The organism is Spirillospora sp. CA-142024 (assembly GCF_050942325.1).
In the GTDB taxonomy this organism is placed as follows: Bacteria; Actinomycetota; Actinomycetes; order Streptosporangiales; family Streptosporangiaceae; genus Spirillospora.
This window is the reverse complement of the sequence record NZ_CP192077.1, coordinates 178,471-193,397: the sequence shown is the minus strand read 5'-3', so window position 1 is coordinate 193,397 and position 14,927 is coordinate 178,471. Positions and strand designations below refer to the sequence as shown.

Genomic DNA, 14,927 nt, shown 5'->3' with positions numbered 1-14,927 from the left:
ACACATGATTTTGCATTGCAGAACGTGCCCATGACCTGCGTCGTTACCGAAGAGCCGACGGGAGGGTGCCCCGGTCAGACGGCTGCCCGCGGACTCCTCCGGGGGCGCCGCAGCACGTACGGCCTTACGCGGCCCAGACCTTGGAGGGGGCGCGGACGCAGAGCGGAGACGTCGTAAATGTCCTTGGGGAGGACGGTGGCCAGGTCGGGGCCGGCGAGAACCGTTCCGGGATAGGCGGTGGCGGTCAGGCGGGCGGCCATGTTGACCGGGGTGCCGAAGACGTCGCCCAGGCGCTGGATGACGTCGCCGTAAGCGAGGCCGACGCGGACCTCGGGGGCATCGGGGTCCTCGTTGAAGTGGTCCGCGATGCGCAGGCCGATCTCGGCGGCGGCGTCCGGGGTGGATGCGACGAAGAGCACCTCGTCCCCGAGGGTCTTGACGACGCGGCCGCCGCACTCGGCGACGATCTCCGTGGCGGCCGACTCGAAGCGTTCGACGAACGCGGCGAGGGCGTCACCGTCGAGGCCGCGGCTCAGCCGGGTGAAGGACACGACGTCGGCGAAGCCGACCGCGAGGACGGCGACGCCGGCGACGGGGTCGGCCTGCGCGGCGGCGGTCGACGCGGTGGCCCGCATGCCCGCGGCGGCGAGCTGGCGTCGCCAGCCGTGCAGGAGGAGCCGCTCGAACGCCGGCCGCAGCTCCTCGGTGGCGGCGAGGGCGGCGGTGACGAGGTCGGTGCTGGTGGGCTCGTCGCGCGGAAGATCGCCGAGGCGGCGCAGCCAGACGTCGCCGAGCCAGCTGGCGAGCCGCCCCATCGTCTGGCCGACGGCGCGGACGAGCTGGAGGACGGTCTCCTCGTCCACCAGGTCGTGGGAGAGGACCTCGCGGATCTGCCTGAGGGCGGCCACGTCACCGTCGGTGAAGGCGACCTCGTCGTCCGGCGGGACGGGGAAGCCGAGCGCCCGCCAGATGCGGCGCGCGTAGTCGTCCGAGACGCCCGAGAGGGCCTCGACCTCACCGCGTGTGTAGCGCAGAGGGCCGCCGAGGAGGGTCTCTTCGATGTCGTCCGCCACGCGCCAACCCTATGCTCGCCGGGCCGTCAGAGGATCGACGCGCCCCAGACCACGGTCACCTGGTGCGCGGCGCCCTCGGAGTCGGTGAAGGTGAGCGTCCCCTGCCCCGGCAGGCCGATGAGCGCCGTGCGCAGGGTGAGCGTCACCCGGGCCGTGCCGTCCTCCGCGATGCCGCCCTGCGTCTCCGAGAGGATCAGCTGGTTGGACGACGTCATCGCCGTCCACGCCACGGGGCCGCTCTTGGCCGCGAGGCTGACCTGGGCGGTCTTCGTCCCGTAGAGCTCGACCTTCGCGGGGCTCACCACGAGGTCGCCGGGCTGCTCGGGCGCCTCGGTCGGGGGCGGCGGCGACTGCGCCGGGTTCTTCGGCTGCTTCGGATCCTTGTCCTGCGTCTGCGGGTTGGGGGCCGGCTGGACGGGACCGCCCTGCGGGGCGCCGCCGGAACCCTCCGGTGCCTTCTTGCCGTGGCCGTGACTCTCCGGCTTCTCATGCGTGATCGCGGGCTGCGGATGCGTCCGGAACGGCGGCCAGGAGAGCGTGTTGGCGCCGAGGCCCGGGCCCATCATGAACACGGCGACGAGCGCGGCGACCAGCGCGCCCGCCATGCCGCCCCCGGTGAAGAGCCACCGGCGGGTGAACGGCGACGGCACGTCCGGCTGGCTCGGCAGGCCGGACGGGGTCAGCGCCCCGCCGCGGGCCGCGATGTCGGCGCGGTATCCCGCCAGCTCCGGATCCGTCGCGGTGTGCATGACGCGGTGCCGCAGCGCCGCCGGCAGCACCGGCGCGGGCGCCCGCCTGAGCAGCGCGTCCGCCGTCACCCGGCTCCGGCACCGGCAGTCGGGACACTCGGCGGCGTGCATTTCGGCCGCCGGGTCGGTCTCCTGCTGAGGGACGGCCCTCCACACCCCCCGGAAGAGCAGGCCGCGCGCCCTGGCCGGAGCGGCGGTCTCCTCTTCCCTGCGCTTCGGGGCCCGGGCGGCGAGGACGGGGACCGCGGTGGACGGGGACTCCTCCTCCGGCTCCCCGGCGGCCGCGCAGGCCCGCCCGGCACGGTCGATCTCCTTGCGGAGCGCGGCCTCCAGCTCGGCGTGTCCCTTCCGTACCCGCATCGCCGCCCGCCGCGGCGACAGGCCGAGCGTCGCGCCGAGGCGAGCGGGGCGCAGCCCGTGCCGGTACGCCAGGAGCAGCACCTCCTGGTCGACGGGCTCCAGCCGGGCGAGGCCGGCGCGGAGCAGGTCGTGCAGCTCGTCCGTGGGCGGCCGGCCGGGCAGCGGGTCGTCCGGTTCGGCACGGTCCAGGAACGGGGTGTCGGAGAACTCGGCGTCCCGGTCCCAGAACAGCACCTTCGCCCGGCCGCGGCGGACGCAGCGGCGCCGGGCCGCCCCGTACAGCCAGGCGCTCAGGTGCAGGTGGTCGCGCATCCGGGGGGCGCGGCGGCAGGCGTCGATGAACGTGTCGTGCACGATGTCGGCGGCGACTTTCCCGTCGCCCGACATTGACAGCGCGTAGTCATAAAGGCGCTCACCGTACTCGTCATAGAGTGCGGCGATCGCCGCCTCGTCGCCTTCATTCAGCCCGTTGACCAGTTTTCGGTCGGCCGAGTGTGCGGAGGTGGACAACCTGGGCATTCACGCTCCCGGCACCGGCGGTGGGTGCGCCCCCACGGGGGCCATCCGGACATTCAGCCCACCTTGCATACACCCACCGACCCCATTCGCACCACATCATCCACCGAATTCGCCGGTAACGTGACGCCCCGGTGAGATATCGCGTCTCTCTGTGATCACCCGGCCACTGACCGGGCGTCAGAATCGAGTCAGCCGGACCGGCTCAGTCGGCGCGCCTGACCTCCAGGTCACCGTCCGCGTAACGGCGCCGCAGCACCTTTTTGTCGAACTTCCCCACGCTCGTCTTCGGTACTTCGGCGATGAAGGCCCAGCGCTCCGGAACCTGCCACTTCGCGATCCGCCCGGCGAGGAACTCCTTCAGCTGCGCAGCAGTGACGTCGGCCCCGTCCCGCAGGACGACGGACGCGAGCGGCCGCTCCTGCCAGCGGTCGTCGGGGACGCCGACCACGGCCGCCTCGACGACGTCCGGGTGCGCCATCAGATGGTTCTCCAGCTCCACCGACGAGATCCACTCGCCGCCCGACTTGATGACGTCCTTCGCCCGGTCGGTGAGGACGAGGAAGCCGTCCGGCGACATCGTCCCCACGTCGCCGGTGCGCAGCCACCCGTCGTGGAACTTCCCGGGGTCCTCGTCGAGATGGTAGGCGCCGGTGATCCACGGCCCGCGGATCTCGACCTCCCCGACGGCCTCGCCGTCGTTCGCGAGCACGACGTCGCCGTCGCCCACGATGCGCATCTCCAGCCCGGCGAGCACGCGGCCCTGGCTGACCCGCGCCCGCCAGACCTCTTCACCCGTCGCCTTGACAGGCGGGTGCGCGACGGAGGCGACCGGTGACGTCTCCGTCATCCCCCACGCCTGGACGATCCGGACTCCGAGCTCGTCGAACCCGCGCATCAGCGACTCGGGCACCGCGGACCCGCCGCACGGCACGAGCCGCAGCGAGCTCAGATCGGATCCGTGCTCCCTGGTGTACCGCAGGACGTCCGACCAGATCGTCGGCACCGCGCCCGCGACCGTCGGACGCTCGGCCTCGATGAGCCGGACGAGCGGCTCCGCCTGCAGGAACCGGTCCGGCATGATCAGCGGCGCGCCCGCCATCAGCGCCGCGTAGGGCAGCCCCCACGCGTTGGCGTGGAACATCGGCACCACCGGCAGGACGGTGTCGGACGCGCTCAGCCCGATCGCGTTGCCCGTGCACGTCGCCATCGAGTGCAGGTACGCGGACCGGTGCGAGTACACGACGCCCTTCGGGTTCCCGGTCGTCCCGCTCGTGTAGCACATCGCCGCCGCCGACCGCTCGTCGATCTCCGGCCAGTCGAAGTCCGCGGGCGCCGCCGCGAGCAGGTCCTCGTAGTGGTGCAGCTCCTTGCCGGCGCCCTCCAGCGGCGCGGTGTCGCCCGCCCCGACCACGATCACGTGCCGGACGGTCTTGAGCTCCGGCAGCACCGGCGCCAGCAGCGGGATCAGCGACCCGTCCGCGATGACGACACGGTCCTCGGCGTGGTTCGCGATGTAGACGAGCTGGTCCGGGAAGAGCCGCAGGTTCAGCGTGTGCAGGACGGCCCCCATCGACGGGACCGCCAGGTACGCCTCCAGATGCTCGGTGTTGTTCCACATGAACGTGGCGACGCGCTGGTCGCCGTCCACCCCGAGCGCACGCAGCGCACCCGCCAGCCGGGCGGCGCGCTCCCCGACCTCCGCGTAGCTCCGCCGCCGGGCCCCGTCCCCCGTCCACGTCGAGACCTCGGCGTCCCCGAACACCCCGGCCCCGAACCGCATGATGGTCGTAATCGTCAACGGAAAGTCCTGCATGGTGCTCCACACAGCGCACCTCCAGCTCGCAGCGGTTCCAGACAGTTTCCCCCAGGGACACGACCCCCGGAAGCCCCGTCACGAGCCACGTCGAACAAAGCGCGCTTTGGGCTAATACAGTTCGCGGAGTCGGGTCATGGCTCGGGAGACGGTGGATTTCACGGTTCCCACGCTCACGCCCAGGACTTCGGCGATCTCGCGCTCGGACATGTCCTCGTAATAGCGGAGCATGACCGCGAGGCGCTGGCGTTCGGGGAGGCGGCGGAGGGCGCGGCCGAGGGCGTCGCGCATCTCGCTGCGGTCGGTGTGGTCGTCCACCGGGCGGTCGGGCAGCTGGTCGGTGGGGTAGACGTCCAGTTTGCGGCGGCGCCACCAGGAGATCTGGGTGTTGACCATGGCCCGGCGGACGTAGCCGTCGACGGCGGAGCGGTCCTCGATGCGGTCCCAGGCGAGGTAGGTCTTGGCGAGAGCGGCCTGGAGGAGGTCCTCGGCCTCGGTACGGTCACTGGTCAGCTGGGTGGCGGCGCGCAGCAGCACCGCGCCGCGTTCCGCCACGTACTCGCGGAACTCCTCGTGCCGTGTTCCGCTCACTCCATCACCGGACCAGGGGTTGTGGAGCCGCCGCCGACTCCCGGTACGGTCGACGATCGCATGGCGACCGTAATTTCGGGTCTACAGAAACTACATATCCGGGTCAACCAGTGCATAATCTTCAACCGAGGTAGATCAGACGTCCTCCACTGGCTGACTTATCGCGACAAATCCGTCGACAGCGGAGTCACCGGCCGTGACTCTTGACTCACTGTCTTAACAGCAGTCGCCCAGCGTGACGATGATGCCGGAGAGCCGCGATGCCGCCTTCCCACCGCCGTGAAGTGCGCCGACGCCACCGCGAGGCGGTGCTCGGGGCCGCTCAGCGTCCGGCCGCCGGCGGCCGGAGCGCGGTCGGCGGGATCGTCCTCGACGCGAGCCCGCACCTGCTGGTCCTCGCCGCGGGCGGCACGGAGGTGCGCCTCGCGATGAGCGAGGACACCGTGGTCTGGCACGGCGGGCGCGGGGGCCTCGCCGCGCTCCGCCCGGGCCGCCCCGTGGTCGTCCGGCACAGAACCCCCGGCATCGGCTTCGCCGAGCGGATCTGGGTCGGCATCGGGCGGGTCAGCGGCACCATCGTGGCGTGCGGGCGGGACACCGTGGAGGTGGACATGGGACCCCACCGCGGGCGTGCCCATGTGGTGATCCCCCCGCACGCCCTCGGACGGGTGCTGGTCCGTCATCCGCGCCTGGAACCCGGATACCTGATCGACGTGATCTGCGTCCGGTCCCCGGGCGGGCCGCAGGCGGTGCGCCCCGGCACGTCGCAGCCCGGGTACCGGGTGGCCGACCTCGCCGCGCCGGAGTCCGCCGCGCCCGTGCCGGAGGTCCTGCACGGGACGGCGACCTGGTTCGGGGGCGTCGAGGGGGAGGAGCGGGACGGGGCGTCCTACCCGGCGGTCGATTCCGAGGGGGACGCCGGGGGATGCGCGGACGCCCCGTCCGGCTGCGTGCCCTTCCCCTGCCTGTCGCTCGGCAGCGAGGTCACCGTGCGCAACGAGTGCGCGGGACGCTCCGCGCCGCTGCCGGTGATCGAGTGCGGCTGCACCGCGGCCCGGTTCTGCGACCGGTGCGTGGAGTGCGGCGCGTCCCCGCGCGGGCGGATCGTGGAGCTGACACCGACCGCGTTCGCGGGGCTCGGCGGCGAACTGGAGGCCGGCTGCTTCAACGCGGCCGTGACGGGGCCATGGTGACGGCGATCCAGAACACGCAGGTGCTGCTGCTGGCGGCGGTGCTGCTCACGGCGTGCGTGGCGAAACTGGCCCTGCGCGAACGGCCGGCGGACGCGCCCGACCACGTGCACGGCGTGCCGGTGCCGGCCGGGCTCGCGCGGCTGACGGCGCTGCGCGGCAGCCGGGGGATGGCGGTCGGGCTCGGCATCGGCGAGGGCGGCCTGGGCCTGGCGCTGCTGATGACGTCCCATCTGTCGGTGCGGCTCGCGACGACGGTGGCGTTCGCCGCCGCGACCTGGGTGGTCGGCGAGCTGCGGGTGCGGAGGCCGGACGCCGGATGCGGCTGCTTCGGCGCGCTGAGCGGCAAGAGGGTGGACCGCCGGAGCGTGCTGCGGGCGGTGCTGTTCACCTGCGCGGCGGTCGCCTCGCTCGGCGCGCCGCACGCGGGCGTGGACGTGCTCCGGAACGTCCAGGCGCAGGTCGGGCTGGTGTTCGCGGTCGAGCTCGCGCTGTTCGCGGGGCTGTCCCCGGAGCTGGCGGAGCTGGCAGGGCGACGCCGGGCGACGCGCGACGCCGTCCCGTGCGAGCGGCGGCGCAGCCCGATGTCCGAGACGTACGCGACGCTCCACGACAGCCGCGCGTGGGTCGCGCACGAGAACGTGATCGCGAGCGCCGTGCCGCTGGACGTGTGGCGTGAGGGCTGCTGGCGTTTCGTGGTCTTTCCGGCCCGGCTCCCGGGCGGCCGGGACGTGGAGATCGTGTTCGCGGTGTCGACCGCCGGCCGCGATCGGACCGTCCGGTCGGCGGTCGTGGCGCCGGAGGCCCCCGCCATCGAGCGCCTTCTCGGACACGTCCAGTAGCCGGCCGGCGCTTCCCGGCGGGCCGACTCGGCTCAGAAGAACGGCTGCGTGCCGTCCCCCCGCGCCTGCCGGGCGAGGAGCCGCCGCGTCCGGGCGCGCAGTATTCCCCGCAACCGGATCATGTGCCGGTTCTCCGAGCCGAGGACCGTCGGGCGGCCGCCCTGATCCTGCCGCATCGCGGACTCGTCGTAGCCGACCACCAGGGCGCGGATCTCGTTCTCGCCGAGAAGTCCGTCGTCCGCCTCGTGGCCGCCGAGCCGGCCTCGCACTGCCATGTGTCCCCCGACATCGCCCGATGCCCGCCGCGGGTCGCCAGTGGTCTCGTACCCGGATGACCGTGCACGGCAACGCACGGGGCGTCGTCAATTCACCAGCCGCTTCCCGGGTCGTCCTCTTCCATGTCGGACGAGTAGTCGCCGTCGTCCGGCATGAACGCGCCCTCCGGCTGCTGTGCCCGGCCGCCCTGTTCCTGCTGCATCGACGACTCGTCGTGCATGGAGAACGACGGTTCGTCGTGCATGGAGGAGGACATCTGGTCGCGGCTGCCGTACTCGTCCTCGCTGGAGAATTCGTTGTCAGGGTCCTGGCCACGGAATCGGTCTGTCATGTTTCCCTCGGCTTCCACGTTCGCGCCCGCCTATGGGCGCACCGCGGGGGTCCTACCCACTTGACCTCGGGACACCCAGGCCGCTGAGCCTCGCTCTGCGAGAATCTAAGGCTTTATACGATAAATTCTAGAAAGCCTTAGAGAAGCCCAGAGGGCAGGCGAGCAGAATCTACGGCTTTCTACGGCCATCACTAGAGAGCCGAATATTCACCGGACGACAGGAATCGCTGCGGCTTTCTACCGTTCTCTAGCGTTTTCGCTAGAGAACCCGACAGCGCGGTAGGTCAGGCAGGCTGGGAGCGGAGGAACTTGCCGAAGTGCGGGACGGTGAAAGCGACCATGCCGCGCTCGGCGCTGTAGATGAGGCCCTTCTTGATGAGCCCGTCGCGGGCGGGCGACAGGCTGGACGGTTTGCGGCCCAGTTCGTCGGCGACGGACGCGGTGGGCACCGGGTCGTCGCCGAGCAGGGCCATGGCGCGCATGTAGTCGCGCTCGGCCGGCGTCGCGCGTTCGTAGCGGCTGCCGAAGAAGCCGACGGCGAGTTCGCTCTCCGCCTCCGGCGCGGCGACCTTGATGTCGTCCGCGGTGATCGGGGTGTCGGGTGCGACGTCCCAGACGACCTTGGCGTACGCCTGGACGAAGTAGGGGTAGCCGTCGGCCGCGCCGTACAGCGCGTCGAGGGCGTCCTCGGTGAAGGTGACCTCCTCGCGCTCGGCCGGGGCGAGCAGCGCGAAGTCGGCCGACTCGCGGTCGAGCCGGTCGATCCGCGCGTACCGGAAGAGCCGCTCGGAGTACGACTTGCTCGCCGACAGGACGGCGGGCAGGTGCGGCAACCCGGCCCCGACCACGATCAGCGGGCCGCCGACCTGGGACAGCTCGTGGCACGCGGCGCACAGCGCGGACACGTCGTCGGCCGGGATGTCCTGCATCTCGTCCACGAACAGCGCGATGCCGACGCCCACGTCCGTCGCGACGGACGCGGCGTCCACGAACAGTTCGGTGAGGTCGATCTCCAGGTCGCCGGAGTCGGCGCGGCCCCGCGCGGCGGGCACGTCGATGCCGGGCTGCCAGCGGTGCACCCGCGCCTTGCCCTTGCCGGACGGCTCGGGCTCCGCCTGTGCGAACGCCTTGAGCACGCCGAGGAAATCCTCGATGCGGTCGGGTGCGCGGTGCCGGGGCGCCAGCTCCCGGACGGCCCGGTGCAGCGCGGACGCGACCGGCCGCCGGATCGACTGGTCCGGACGGGCCTCGATCTTCCCCGTGCCCCACAGCCGCTGGATCGCCATCGACCGGAAGGCGTTGAGCAGCACGGTCTTGCCCACCCCGCGCAGCCCGGTGACGATCATGCTGCGCTCGGGACGGCCGCGGGCCACGCGTTCGAGCACCACCTCGAACTGCTTGAGCTCGCGGTCGCGGCCGGCCAGCTCCGGAGGGCGCTGCCCGGCGCCCGGGGCATAGGGGTTGCGCACGGGGTCCACGCTCTCGGACTCTATGAGGCGATATAGCTGCGGCCGTAGATTTGCGTAGAAAACACTGCGGCGTGTCGCGCGCGCCCGCCGCCGCCCGCAGTGCGCGGGGGCTTCGGCCCCTCTCATGGCCGTGGCCACCATGTCGCCTCCCCGGGCGAGCGCGTTCGAACAAAGCCGTCGAACCTCTGTTCGACTATTCGAACACACTAGCGCATGCGGTCTCCCTCGTCACGCGAACCCGGATGACGATGAGAGGGCGGAACCGGGCCGAATCTCGCTCGCCATGATCGTTGAAGGGCCTGTATACCTTCCGGGTGCCGAACGACGCAGCCTCGTCCTTCTCCGTGCCCCCGTTCGCCGTCCCCGTCACCGCCGTCGCCGTCTCGCCGGACGGGCGGTACGGCGCGAGCGGCGACCGATCCGGCGAGGTCGGCATCTGGGACCTGCGCCACGGGAACCTGGTCGCCTCGGTTCGAGGACCTCACCATGGCCGCGTCACCGGTGCGGCGTTCACCACCGACACGGTGCGCCCGGGACTGCTCACCCAGGGACCCGATCCGATCCTGTGGACGATCGCCGCGGAGGCCATGGAATGGCGCCATCTGCCCTACGACGGCGGCCGCCTCTTCGACCGCGACGAGCGGGTCTCGCTCCTGACGCAACTGGGCGCCAACGACTGGATCGGCCTGTTCGGCCCGCTCGGCGGAATGATCCGGACCCGCAAGGTCGAGGCGACGGTGCTCACCGCGTCCGGACTGATCATCACCGGTGACACCGACGGCGAGGTCGGCTGCTGGCGGCAGGCGTCCGCCACCCGGCACGCCGACGCCGAGCTGCTCTGGGCCTACAGGGCCCCGGAAGGGCCGGTCCGGCAGGGGCTGATGCGAGGTTGCGACGGGGGGCGGCTCGTGGTGTGCCCGCGGCGCGGTGACATGGTGGTCCGGGACGCGGCGACCGGTGCGCGGACCGCCGTGCTCGTCCCGCCCGCGCGGCCGACGGCGATCGCGGCGGACCCCGGCCGGCCGCTGGTCGTCCTCGGCGGCCGGGACGGCGCGCTGTCCTGGTGGGACGCGAGCACCGGGCACTGCCTGGGCCTCGTCCGGGACGGCCACGCCGCCCGCGTGTCCGCCCTGGCGCTCGCCCCGGACGCCGGCCTGGCGATGTCCCTCTCGCACGACGGGACGGCCGCGCTCTGGCGGATGCACGACCGTCGCCCCGTCGCCCGCTTCACCCCGGCGGACGCCTCCGAACTGTCCGTCGCGGCCAGCTCCCGGGACGGGACCCGGTGGCTGGTCGGCGGGCGGGCCGGCCAGGTGCACCTCCTCCAGTGGTCGGAGCACAAAGGGCTGACGCGGCACTGGGGCGGCCGGCCTGCCGGAGCCGCGAACCCCCTCGACATCGACACGCTCGTTGACGATCTCCGCCACCACTGGGACCACGTTCCGGCGGTGGACGCGGCGCTACGTGTGCTCGCCGGGGTCGAGATCCCAGACCAGGACCGCACCGGCCTGGTGGACGCACTGGCCGACCTGGTCATTTCAGGCACCGTCCAGGAGATGCGAGAACGGGCGGTGATCGAGCTGGAGCGGCTCGAACGGGACAGGGCCACCACCGCCGTCTACCAGATGTTCGACCGCCACCCCGGCGAACCGGGATCGGGCGCACGCCTGCTCGCGCACTTCACCGGCGAGACCTCCCCGACGATCGACGACCTGATCGCGAGCCTTCCCGGTATCGGCAACTTCCTGGGCGCGCTGACGCAGCGCGCCTTGGCGGAACACGGCGCCGCCGCCGTCCCCGCCCTGCACGACGCACTCCGCGCCTTTCCCGTCCCGGCCGAGGAAACGGACTGGTGGGCGAACGAGTCGGTCAAAGGACGGCTGATGACGGCGCTGGCCGGGATCGGACCGGACGCTGCGCCCGCGACACCGACGCTTCTGGAACATCTGGAGGACGGCGAGGCGTACCGCGACACCCGCCATGCCGCGGAGGTCGCTCTCACGGCGATCGGGCTGCCCGAGACGGCGGACGTGATGGCGCGGGAGATCCGCCGGCGTCTCCAGACCGCCCCGCCCGCCGACCAAGACGAGGACGAGGACGACGAGGGCCTCGGGATCAGCCGGATGCTCGACGCGCTCGCGGGCCTGCCGGGTCCGGCGCTGGCGGCGTCCGCCGAGGTCGCACCAATGGTCGCGGCGATCCGGGCGCGGCTGGAGGCGCCCGCGCCGGACGAGTTCGCCCCGTACGAGCTGCGGCTGGTCGAGCTGATCGAGGAGAAGATCGAGGAGTCGGGCGCGGGGGACGTCCCCTAGCCGCCGTGGGCCGGAGCCGTTCCGGACCCGGGCCCTTCACGGCCCGGGTCCGGGAGCGGGGTCAGGCGAGCGGTTCGTCGGCCTCGGTCTGGTGCGGGACCTTCTCGGCGGGGATGGTGCCCATGCGTCCGGCCTGGTAGTCCTCGAACGCCTGGACGATCTCCTCGCGCGTGTTCATGACGAACGGGCCGTACCGCGCGATCGGCTCGCGGATCGGGAGGCCGCCGAGGATGAGGATCTCCCATCCGCCGGCACTGGCCACCGGCTGGCTGTCCGCGGCCCGGACGACCAGCCCGTCACCGTCGCCCTTGTGGTGGGAGCCGGCGAAGACGGCGAGCTGCCCTTCGTCCAGCGCGGCCTCTTCGGGGCCGGCCGTCCCGCGGCCGGAGAGGACGTACACCAGCGCGTTGAAGTCGCGCGGCCAGGGCAGCGTGAGCCTGGCTCCGGGCGCGACGGTCGCGTGCAGGTAGTTGATCGGCGTGTAGGTGACGCCCGGACCGTCGTATCCGGCGACGGAGCCCGCGATGACGCGGACGAGGGACGACCCGTCGGCGGCGGCCAGCAGCTTGACGTCGCGGGCCTCGATGTCCTGGTAGCGCGGCGGGACCCACTTCTGGGCGCGCGGCAGGTTGACCCACAGCTGGATGCCGTGGAACAGGCCGCCCTTGGTGACGAGTTCGGGCGGCGGCTGCTCGATGTGCTGGATCCCGGACGCGGCCGTCATCCACTGGGTGGCGCCGTCGGAGATGAGGCCACCGCCGCCGGTCGTGTCCTGGTGCTGGAACGCCCCGTCGATGATGTAGGTGACGGTCTCGAACCCCCGGTGCGGATGCCACGGGGTTCCCTTCGCCTCGCCGGGCGCGTACTCGACGGCGCCCATGTGGTCGAGGAGGAGGAACGGGTCGGCCAGCGACAGGTCGATGCCCGGGAACGGACGCCTGACCTGGAAGCCCTCGCCCTCCAGGTGGCGCTTCGCGGTCACGGTCCTGGCGACGCGGCGCCAGTCGGTGCCGTCCTCCGGCAGCAGCGGCAGGCGGGGCAGGGTCAGCGGGTCGGCCATCACGGCAGGCATTGGGTTCTCCCCTCGTCCGGGTGCCCGTCCGGGCCGGGCGGTGCACTGCCACCGGTAACGTAGTTGATGATTCAACTATTTCCACGGACGGATTCCGCACCGTCCTGCTACCGTGAAGATAGCGTGCATTAGTTGAAACTTCAACATGTGTCTATACTTCCGGTATGAGCGAACCTCGCTGGCTCGATGCCACCCAGCAGCGTGATTGGCGGGCATACGTGGACGGCAGCGTCCGGCTCACCGAGATCATGGACCGGGACCTCAAGACCAAGCACGGCCTCTCGGTGTCGGAGTACGAGATCCTCGTCCGGCTGTCCGAGGCCCCCGGCCGGCGGCTGCGCATGGCGGAACTCGCCGAGAACGCCAGCCAGTCCCGCAGCCGGCTGTCGCACACCTGCTCCCGCCTGGAGACCAAGGGCCTGGTCAAGCGGGACAGCTGCGCCAACGACAAGCGCGGCGTCTTCGCGCAGCTGACCGACGACGGCTTCGCCGCGCTGGAACGCGCCGCCCGCGACCACGTCGAGACCGTCCGGACGTACTTCATCGACGTGATCGAACCGCAGGACCTTGAGGCGATCGGACGCGCCTTCAGCATCGTCCTCAAACGCCTCGGCCCCACGTAGCCGGCCTCCCGTCCTAGAGAGGGACGGTCACGCCGGTCAGGAAGCCGACGGACACCAGGGTCAGGAAACCCCAGGCGAGCATCATGCCGATGCCGAACGTCCGCCACCGTCCGCCGACCTTCCAGACGAGCAGGCCGCCGAGCCCGAACGCCAGCACCAGCAGCGTGATGAACTGCGGCAGCAGGCTGGGGCGGCGGCTCATCATCAGCGGCGCGTACATCATCACGGCGTCGACGAACACGAACATCGCGAAGCCCGCCGAGAGCGCCTTGATGTCTTTGCCGAGAAATACCCGCGCGCGCTCTGCGAGAACCTCCGCCCTGTCCGTCTGCAGCTTCGGCTGGGCGTGCGCCGCCTGCTCGACCTCCACGCTGTGCGCCACCCCGAAGATCTCGTCTTCGAGGCTTGGGAGGTCCCTCTCCTGAGGTTCCGCCATCCCGGCTCCCTGGGGGCCGGAGGCCGCCGGGCGACCTGCCCGGCGGATGGATGAGGATCACGGCCCGTCCGTCCCGGCCCCTATCCGGCGGGCGCGCCTTCAAACGGCACGGTAGCGAATCACCGGCCCGGCACGAGCAGCCCGCGTCCTGCGTATGCTGCAAAGATGCCAGGTAGAGGGGCTCATCGAACCGCGACCTTCCTCGCCATGCTGGTGGCCGTGCCCATCGTGGCGGCCGGATGTGGCCGCGGCTCCGACGACACCGGCGAGTCGCCGCCGCCGGCGACACCGCCGACCGCGCCGAGCGCGTCGCCCACTCCCAGCAAGCCCTCGGCGACACCGACGAAGCAGGGGTTCGAGGCCGACATCAAGAAGGTGACCGCCGGGGACCTGAAGCACTCCTGGCGGAGAGGCTGCCCCGTCGCGCCGTCCGGGCTCCGGATGATCGAGATGACCTACTGGGGGATGGACGACAAGCCGCACACCGACGGACAGCTCGTCGTCAACGCGAAGGCGGCAGGCGACCTCGTCAAGGTGTTCAGGAAGCTGTACGCGATGCGCTACCCGATCGAGCGCATGGAACCGGTCGACAAGTACAAGGGCAGCGACTTCGCCTCCATCGAGGCGAACAACACCTCGGCGTTCAACTGCCGCAACGCCACCGGGTCGAGCTCGTTCTCCCAGCACGCGTTCGGCCTCGCGGTCGACATCAACACGTGCCAGAACCCGTACGTCTACGCGGACGGGCACGTGGCCCACAAGCGCTGCGTGAAGTACCGGAACCGCAAGAACGACGACCCGGGCGTGATCCACGCCGGCGACAAGGTCGTCAAGGCGTTCGCCTCGATCGGCTGGGGCTGGGGCGGCACGTGGAGCGGTGCCCGTGACTACCAGCACTTCTCCGCGTCGGGCCGCTGAGCGTCACATCATCATCGCGAGCGCGATCACCAGGATCGCGACGACGGCCACCACGGCGACGATGCCGACGATCATGCCGACGTTCGGCCCGGACTTCTCCGGCCGCGCCTGGTTGGCGAAGTTCTGGAACTGGTGCGTCGTGCCTGCCGGGTCCTGCGGTGTCTGCGGTGTCTGCGACATGCCGAAGAGGGTAACGGATGCCTTCTGCCCGGGTCGGACGCTTAACGGGGGTTCCAGGGGACTCCTTGGCGGAGAGTGTGGGATTCGAACCCACGAGGACTGTCCCCAGCCCTGGGCGCTTTCAAGGCGCCTGCACTAGTCCACTATGCGAACTCTCCAGGTGACCTGCCGAA

The 14,927-nt window shown here is 71.5% G+C and carries 15 protein-coding genes and 1 tRNA gene; 5 read left to right on the top strand and 11 right to left on the bottom strand.

Annotated elements, in window-relative coordinates:
- Positions 1–74: 74 nt before the first annotated feature.
- From ACQPZP_RS00970 to ACQPZP_RS00955, 4 genes are all read right to left on the bottom strand, one after another.
- Positions 75–1,073 (bottom strand): adenylate/guanylate cyclase domain-containing protein, encoded by a 999-nt coding sequence (locus ACQPZP_RS00970; RefSeq protein WP_433475713.1) that lies wholly within the window; start codon positions 1,071–1,073, stop codon positions 75–77.
- 26 nt (positions 1,074–1,099) lie between these two features.
- A complete protein-coding gene (locus ACQPZP_RS00965; RefSeq protein ID WP_433475712.1) occupies positions 1,100–2,701 on the bottom strand; it encodes a sigma-70 family RNA polymerase sigma factor in 1,602 nt (533 codons plus the stop codon).
- Between the two features lie 202 nt (positions 2,702–2,903).
- Positions 2,904–4,514: a long-chain fatty acid--CoA ligase gene (locus ACQPZP_RS00960; RefSeq protein ID WP_433475711.1), complete on the bottom strand. Its 1,611-nt coding sequence runs from the start codon at positions 4,512–4,514 to the stop codon at positions 2,904–2,906.
- A gap of 111 nt (positions 4,515–4,625) precedes the next feature.
- Positions 4,626–5,105, bottom strand: a complete 480-nt coding sequence (locus tag ACQPZP_RS00955; RefSeq protein WP_433475710.1) for a SigE family RNA polymerase sigma factor — start codon at positions 5,103–5,105, stop codon at positions 4,626–4,628.
- 260 nt (positions 5,106–5,365) lie between these two features.
- Here ACQPZP_RS00955 and ACQPZP_RS00950 point away from each other — a divergent pair, with 260 nt between their 5' ends.
- Positions 5,366–6,298, top strand: coding sequence for a hypothetical protein (locus tag ACQPZP_RS00950; protein WP_433475709.1), 933 nt, complete (start codon positions 5,366–5,368; stop codon positions 6,296–6,298).
- On the top strand, positions 6,292–7,137 hold the full coding sequence (locus tag ACQPZP_RS00945; protein WP_433475708.1) for a MauE/DoxX family redox-associated membrane protein: 846 nt from the start codon (positions 6,292–6,294) through the stop codon (positions 7,135–7,137). The genes ACQPZP_RS00950 and ACQPZP_RS00945 overlap by 7 nt, the downstream gene beginning before the upstream one ends.
- A gap of 32 nt (positions 7,138–7,169) precedes the next feature.
- Here ACQPZP_RS00945 and ACQPZP_RS00940 read toward each other — a convergent pair whose 3' ends face one another.
- The 3 genes from ACQPZP_RS00940 to ACQPZP_RS00930 all read right to left on the bottom strand — a co-directional run bounded on the left by ACQPZP_RS00940 (position 7,170) and on the right by ACQPZP_RS00930 (position 9,213).
- Positions 7,170–7,412 (bottom strand): hypothetical protein, encoded by a 243-nt coding sequence (locus tag ACQPZP_RS00940; RefSeq protein WP_433475707.1) that lies wholly within the window; start codon positions 7,410–7,412, stop codon positions 7,170–7,172.
- Between the two features lie 92 nt (positions 7,413–7,504).
- Positions 7,505–7,744 carry a hypothetical protein gene (locus ACQPZP_RS00935; RefSeq protein WP_433475706.1) on the bottom strand — a complete coding sequence of 80 codons (240 nt, stop codon included), beginning with the start codon at positions 7,742–7,744 and terminating at the stop codon, positions 7,505–7,507.
- A 284-nt stretch (positions 7,745–8,028) separates the two neighbouring features.
- Positions 8,029–9,213 (bottom strand): ATP-binding protein, encoded by a 1,185-nt coding sequence (locus tag ACQPZP_RS00930; protein ID WP_433479532.1) that lies wholly within the window; start codon positions 9,211–9,213, stop codon positions 8,029–8,031.
- 314 nt (positions 9,214–9,527) lie between these two features.
- Between ACQPZP_RS00930 and ACQPZP_RS00925 the strand changes: the two genes are divergently transcribed.
- The gene (locus tag ACQPZP_RS00925; RefSeq protein ID WP_433475705.1) at positions 9,528–11,525 is read left to right on the top strand and encodes a hypothetical protein; all 1,998 of its coding nucleotides are present in this window, start codon (positions 9,528–9,530) and stop codon (positions 11,523–11,525) included.
- A 61-nt stretch (positions 11,526–11,586) separates the two neighbouring features.
- On the opposite strand, the gene ACQPZP_RS00920 is transcribed toward ACQPZP_RS00925, so the two are convergent.
- Positions 11,587–12,597 carry a pirin family protein gene (locus ACQPZP_RS00920; protein ID WP_433475704.1) on the bottom strand — a complete coding sequence of 337 codons (1,011 nt, stop codon included), beginning with the start codon at positions 12,595–12,597 and terminating at the stop codon, positions 11,587–11,589.
- 164 nt (positions 12,598–12,761) lie between these two features.
- Between ACQPZP_RS00920 and ACQPZP_RS00915 the strand changes: the two genes are divergently transcribed.
- Positions 12,762–13,220, top strand: coding sequence for a MarR family winged helix-turn-helix transcriptional regulator (locus ACQPZP_RS00915; RefSeq protein WP_433475703.1), 459 nt, complete (start codon positions 12,762–12,764; stop codon positions 13,218–13,220).
- A gap of 13 nt (positions 13,221–13,233) precedes the next feature.
- Here the strand turns inward: ACQPZP_RS00915 and ACQPZP_RS00910 are convergent, their stop codons facing one another.
- The gene (locus ACQPZP_RS00910; protein ID WP_433475702.1) at positions 13,234–13,656 is read right to left on the bottom strand and encodes a hypothetical protein; all 423 of its coding nucleotides are present in this window, start codon (positions 13,654–13,656) and stop codon (positions 13,234–13,236) included.
- 165 nt (positions 13,657–13,821) lie between these two features.
- Here ACQPZP_RS00910 and ACQPZP_RS00905 point away from each other — a divergent pair, with 165 nt between their 5' ends.
- A complete protein-coding gene (locus ACQPZP_RS00905) occupies positions 13,822–14,574 on the top strand; it encodes a M15 family metallopeptidase (protein ID WP_433475701.1) in 753 nt (250 codons plus the stop codon).
- A gap of 3 nt (positions 14,575–14,577) precedes the next feature.
- Here the strand turns inward: ACQPZP_RS00905 and ACQPZP_RS00900 are convergent, their stop codons facing one another.
- Complete coding sequence (locus ACQPZP_RS00900; RefSeq protein WP_433475700.1) at positions 14,578–14,754, bottom strand: hypothetical protein; 177 nt, start codon at positions 14,752–14,754, stop codon at positions 14,578–14,580.
- A 66-nt stretch (positions 14,755–14,820) separates the two neighbouring features.
- Positions 14,821–14,912, bottom strand: a tRNA-Ser gene (locus ACQPZP_RS00895).
- Between the last annotated feature and the right edge of the window lie 15 nt (positions 14,913–14,927).

Excerpts from the sequence above, each read along its gene's own strand:
- ACQPZP_RS00920 (WP_433475704.1), bottom strand. The coding sequence starts at position 12,597 with ATGCCTGCCGTGATGGCCGACCCGCTGACCCTGCCCCGCCTGCCGCTG.
- ACQPZP_RS00950 (WP_433475709.1), top strand. The coding sequence starts at position 5,366 with ATGCCGCCTTCCCACCGCCGTGAAGTGCGCCGACGCCACCGCGAGGCG.
- ACQPZP_RS00915 (WP_433475703.1), top strand. The coding sequence starts at position 12,762 with ATGAGCGAACCTCGCTGGCTCGATGCCACCCAGCAGCGTGATTGGCGG.
- ACQPZP_RS00965 (WP_433475712.1), bottom strand. The coding sequence starts at position 2,701 with ATGCCCAGGTTGTCCACCTCCGCACACTCGGCCGACCGAAAACTGGTC.
- ACQPZP_RS00935 (WP_433475706.1), bottom strand. The coding sequence starts at position 7,744 with ATGACAGACCGATTCCGTGGCCAGGACCCTGACAACGAATTCTCCAGC.
- ACQPZP_RS00905 (WP_433475701.1), top strand. The coding sequence starts at position 13,822 with ATGCCAGGTAGAGGGGCTCATCGAACCGCGACCTTCCTCGCCATGCTG.
- ACQPZP_RS00960 (WP_433475711.1), bottom strand. The coding sequence starts at position 4,514 with ATGCAGGACTTTCCGTTGACGATTACGACCATCATGCGGTTCGGGGCC.
- ACQPZP_RS00900 (WP_433475700.1), bottom strand. The coding sequence starts at position 14,754 with ATGTCGCAGACACCGCAGACACCGCAGGACCCGGCAGGCACGACGCAC.
- ACQPZP_RS00910 (WP_433475702.1), bottom strand. The coding sequence starts at position 13,656 with ATGGCGGAACCTCAGGAGAGGGACCTCCCAAGCCTCGAAGACGAGATC.
- ACQPZP_RS00945 (WP_433475708.1), top strand. The coding sequence starts at position 6,292 with ATGGTGACGGCGATCCAGAACACGCAGGTGCTGCTGCTGGCGGCGGTG.
- ACQPZP_RS00940 (WP_433475707.1), bottom strand. The coding sequence starts at position 7,412 with ATGGCAGTGCGAGGCCGGCTCGGCGGCCACGAGGCGGACGACGGACTT.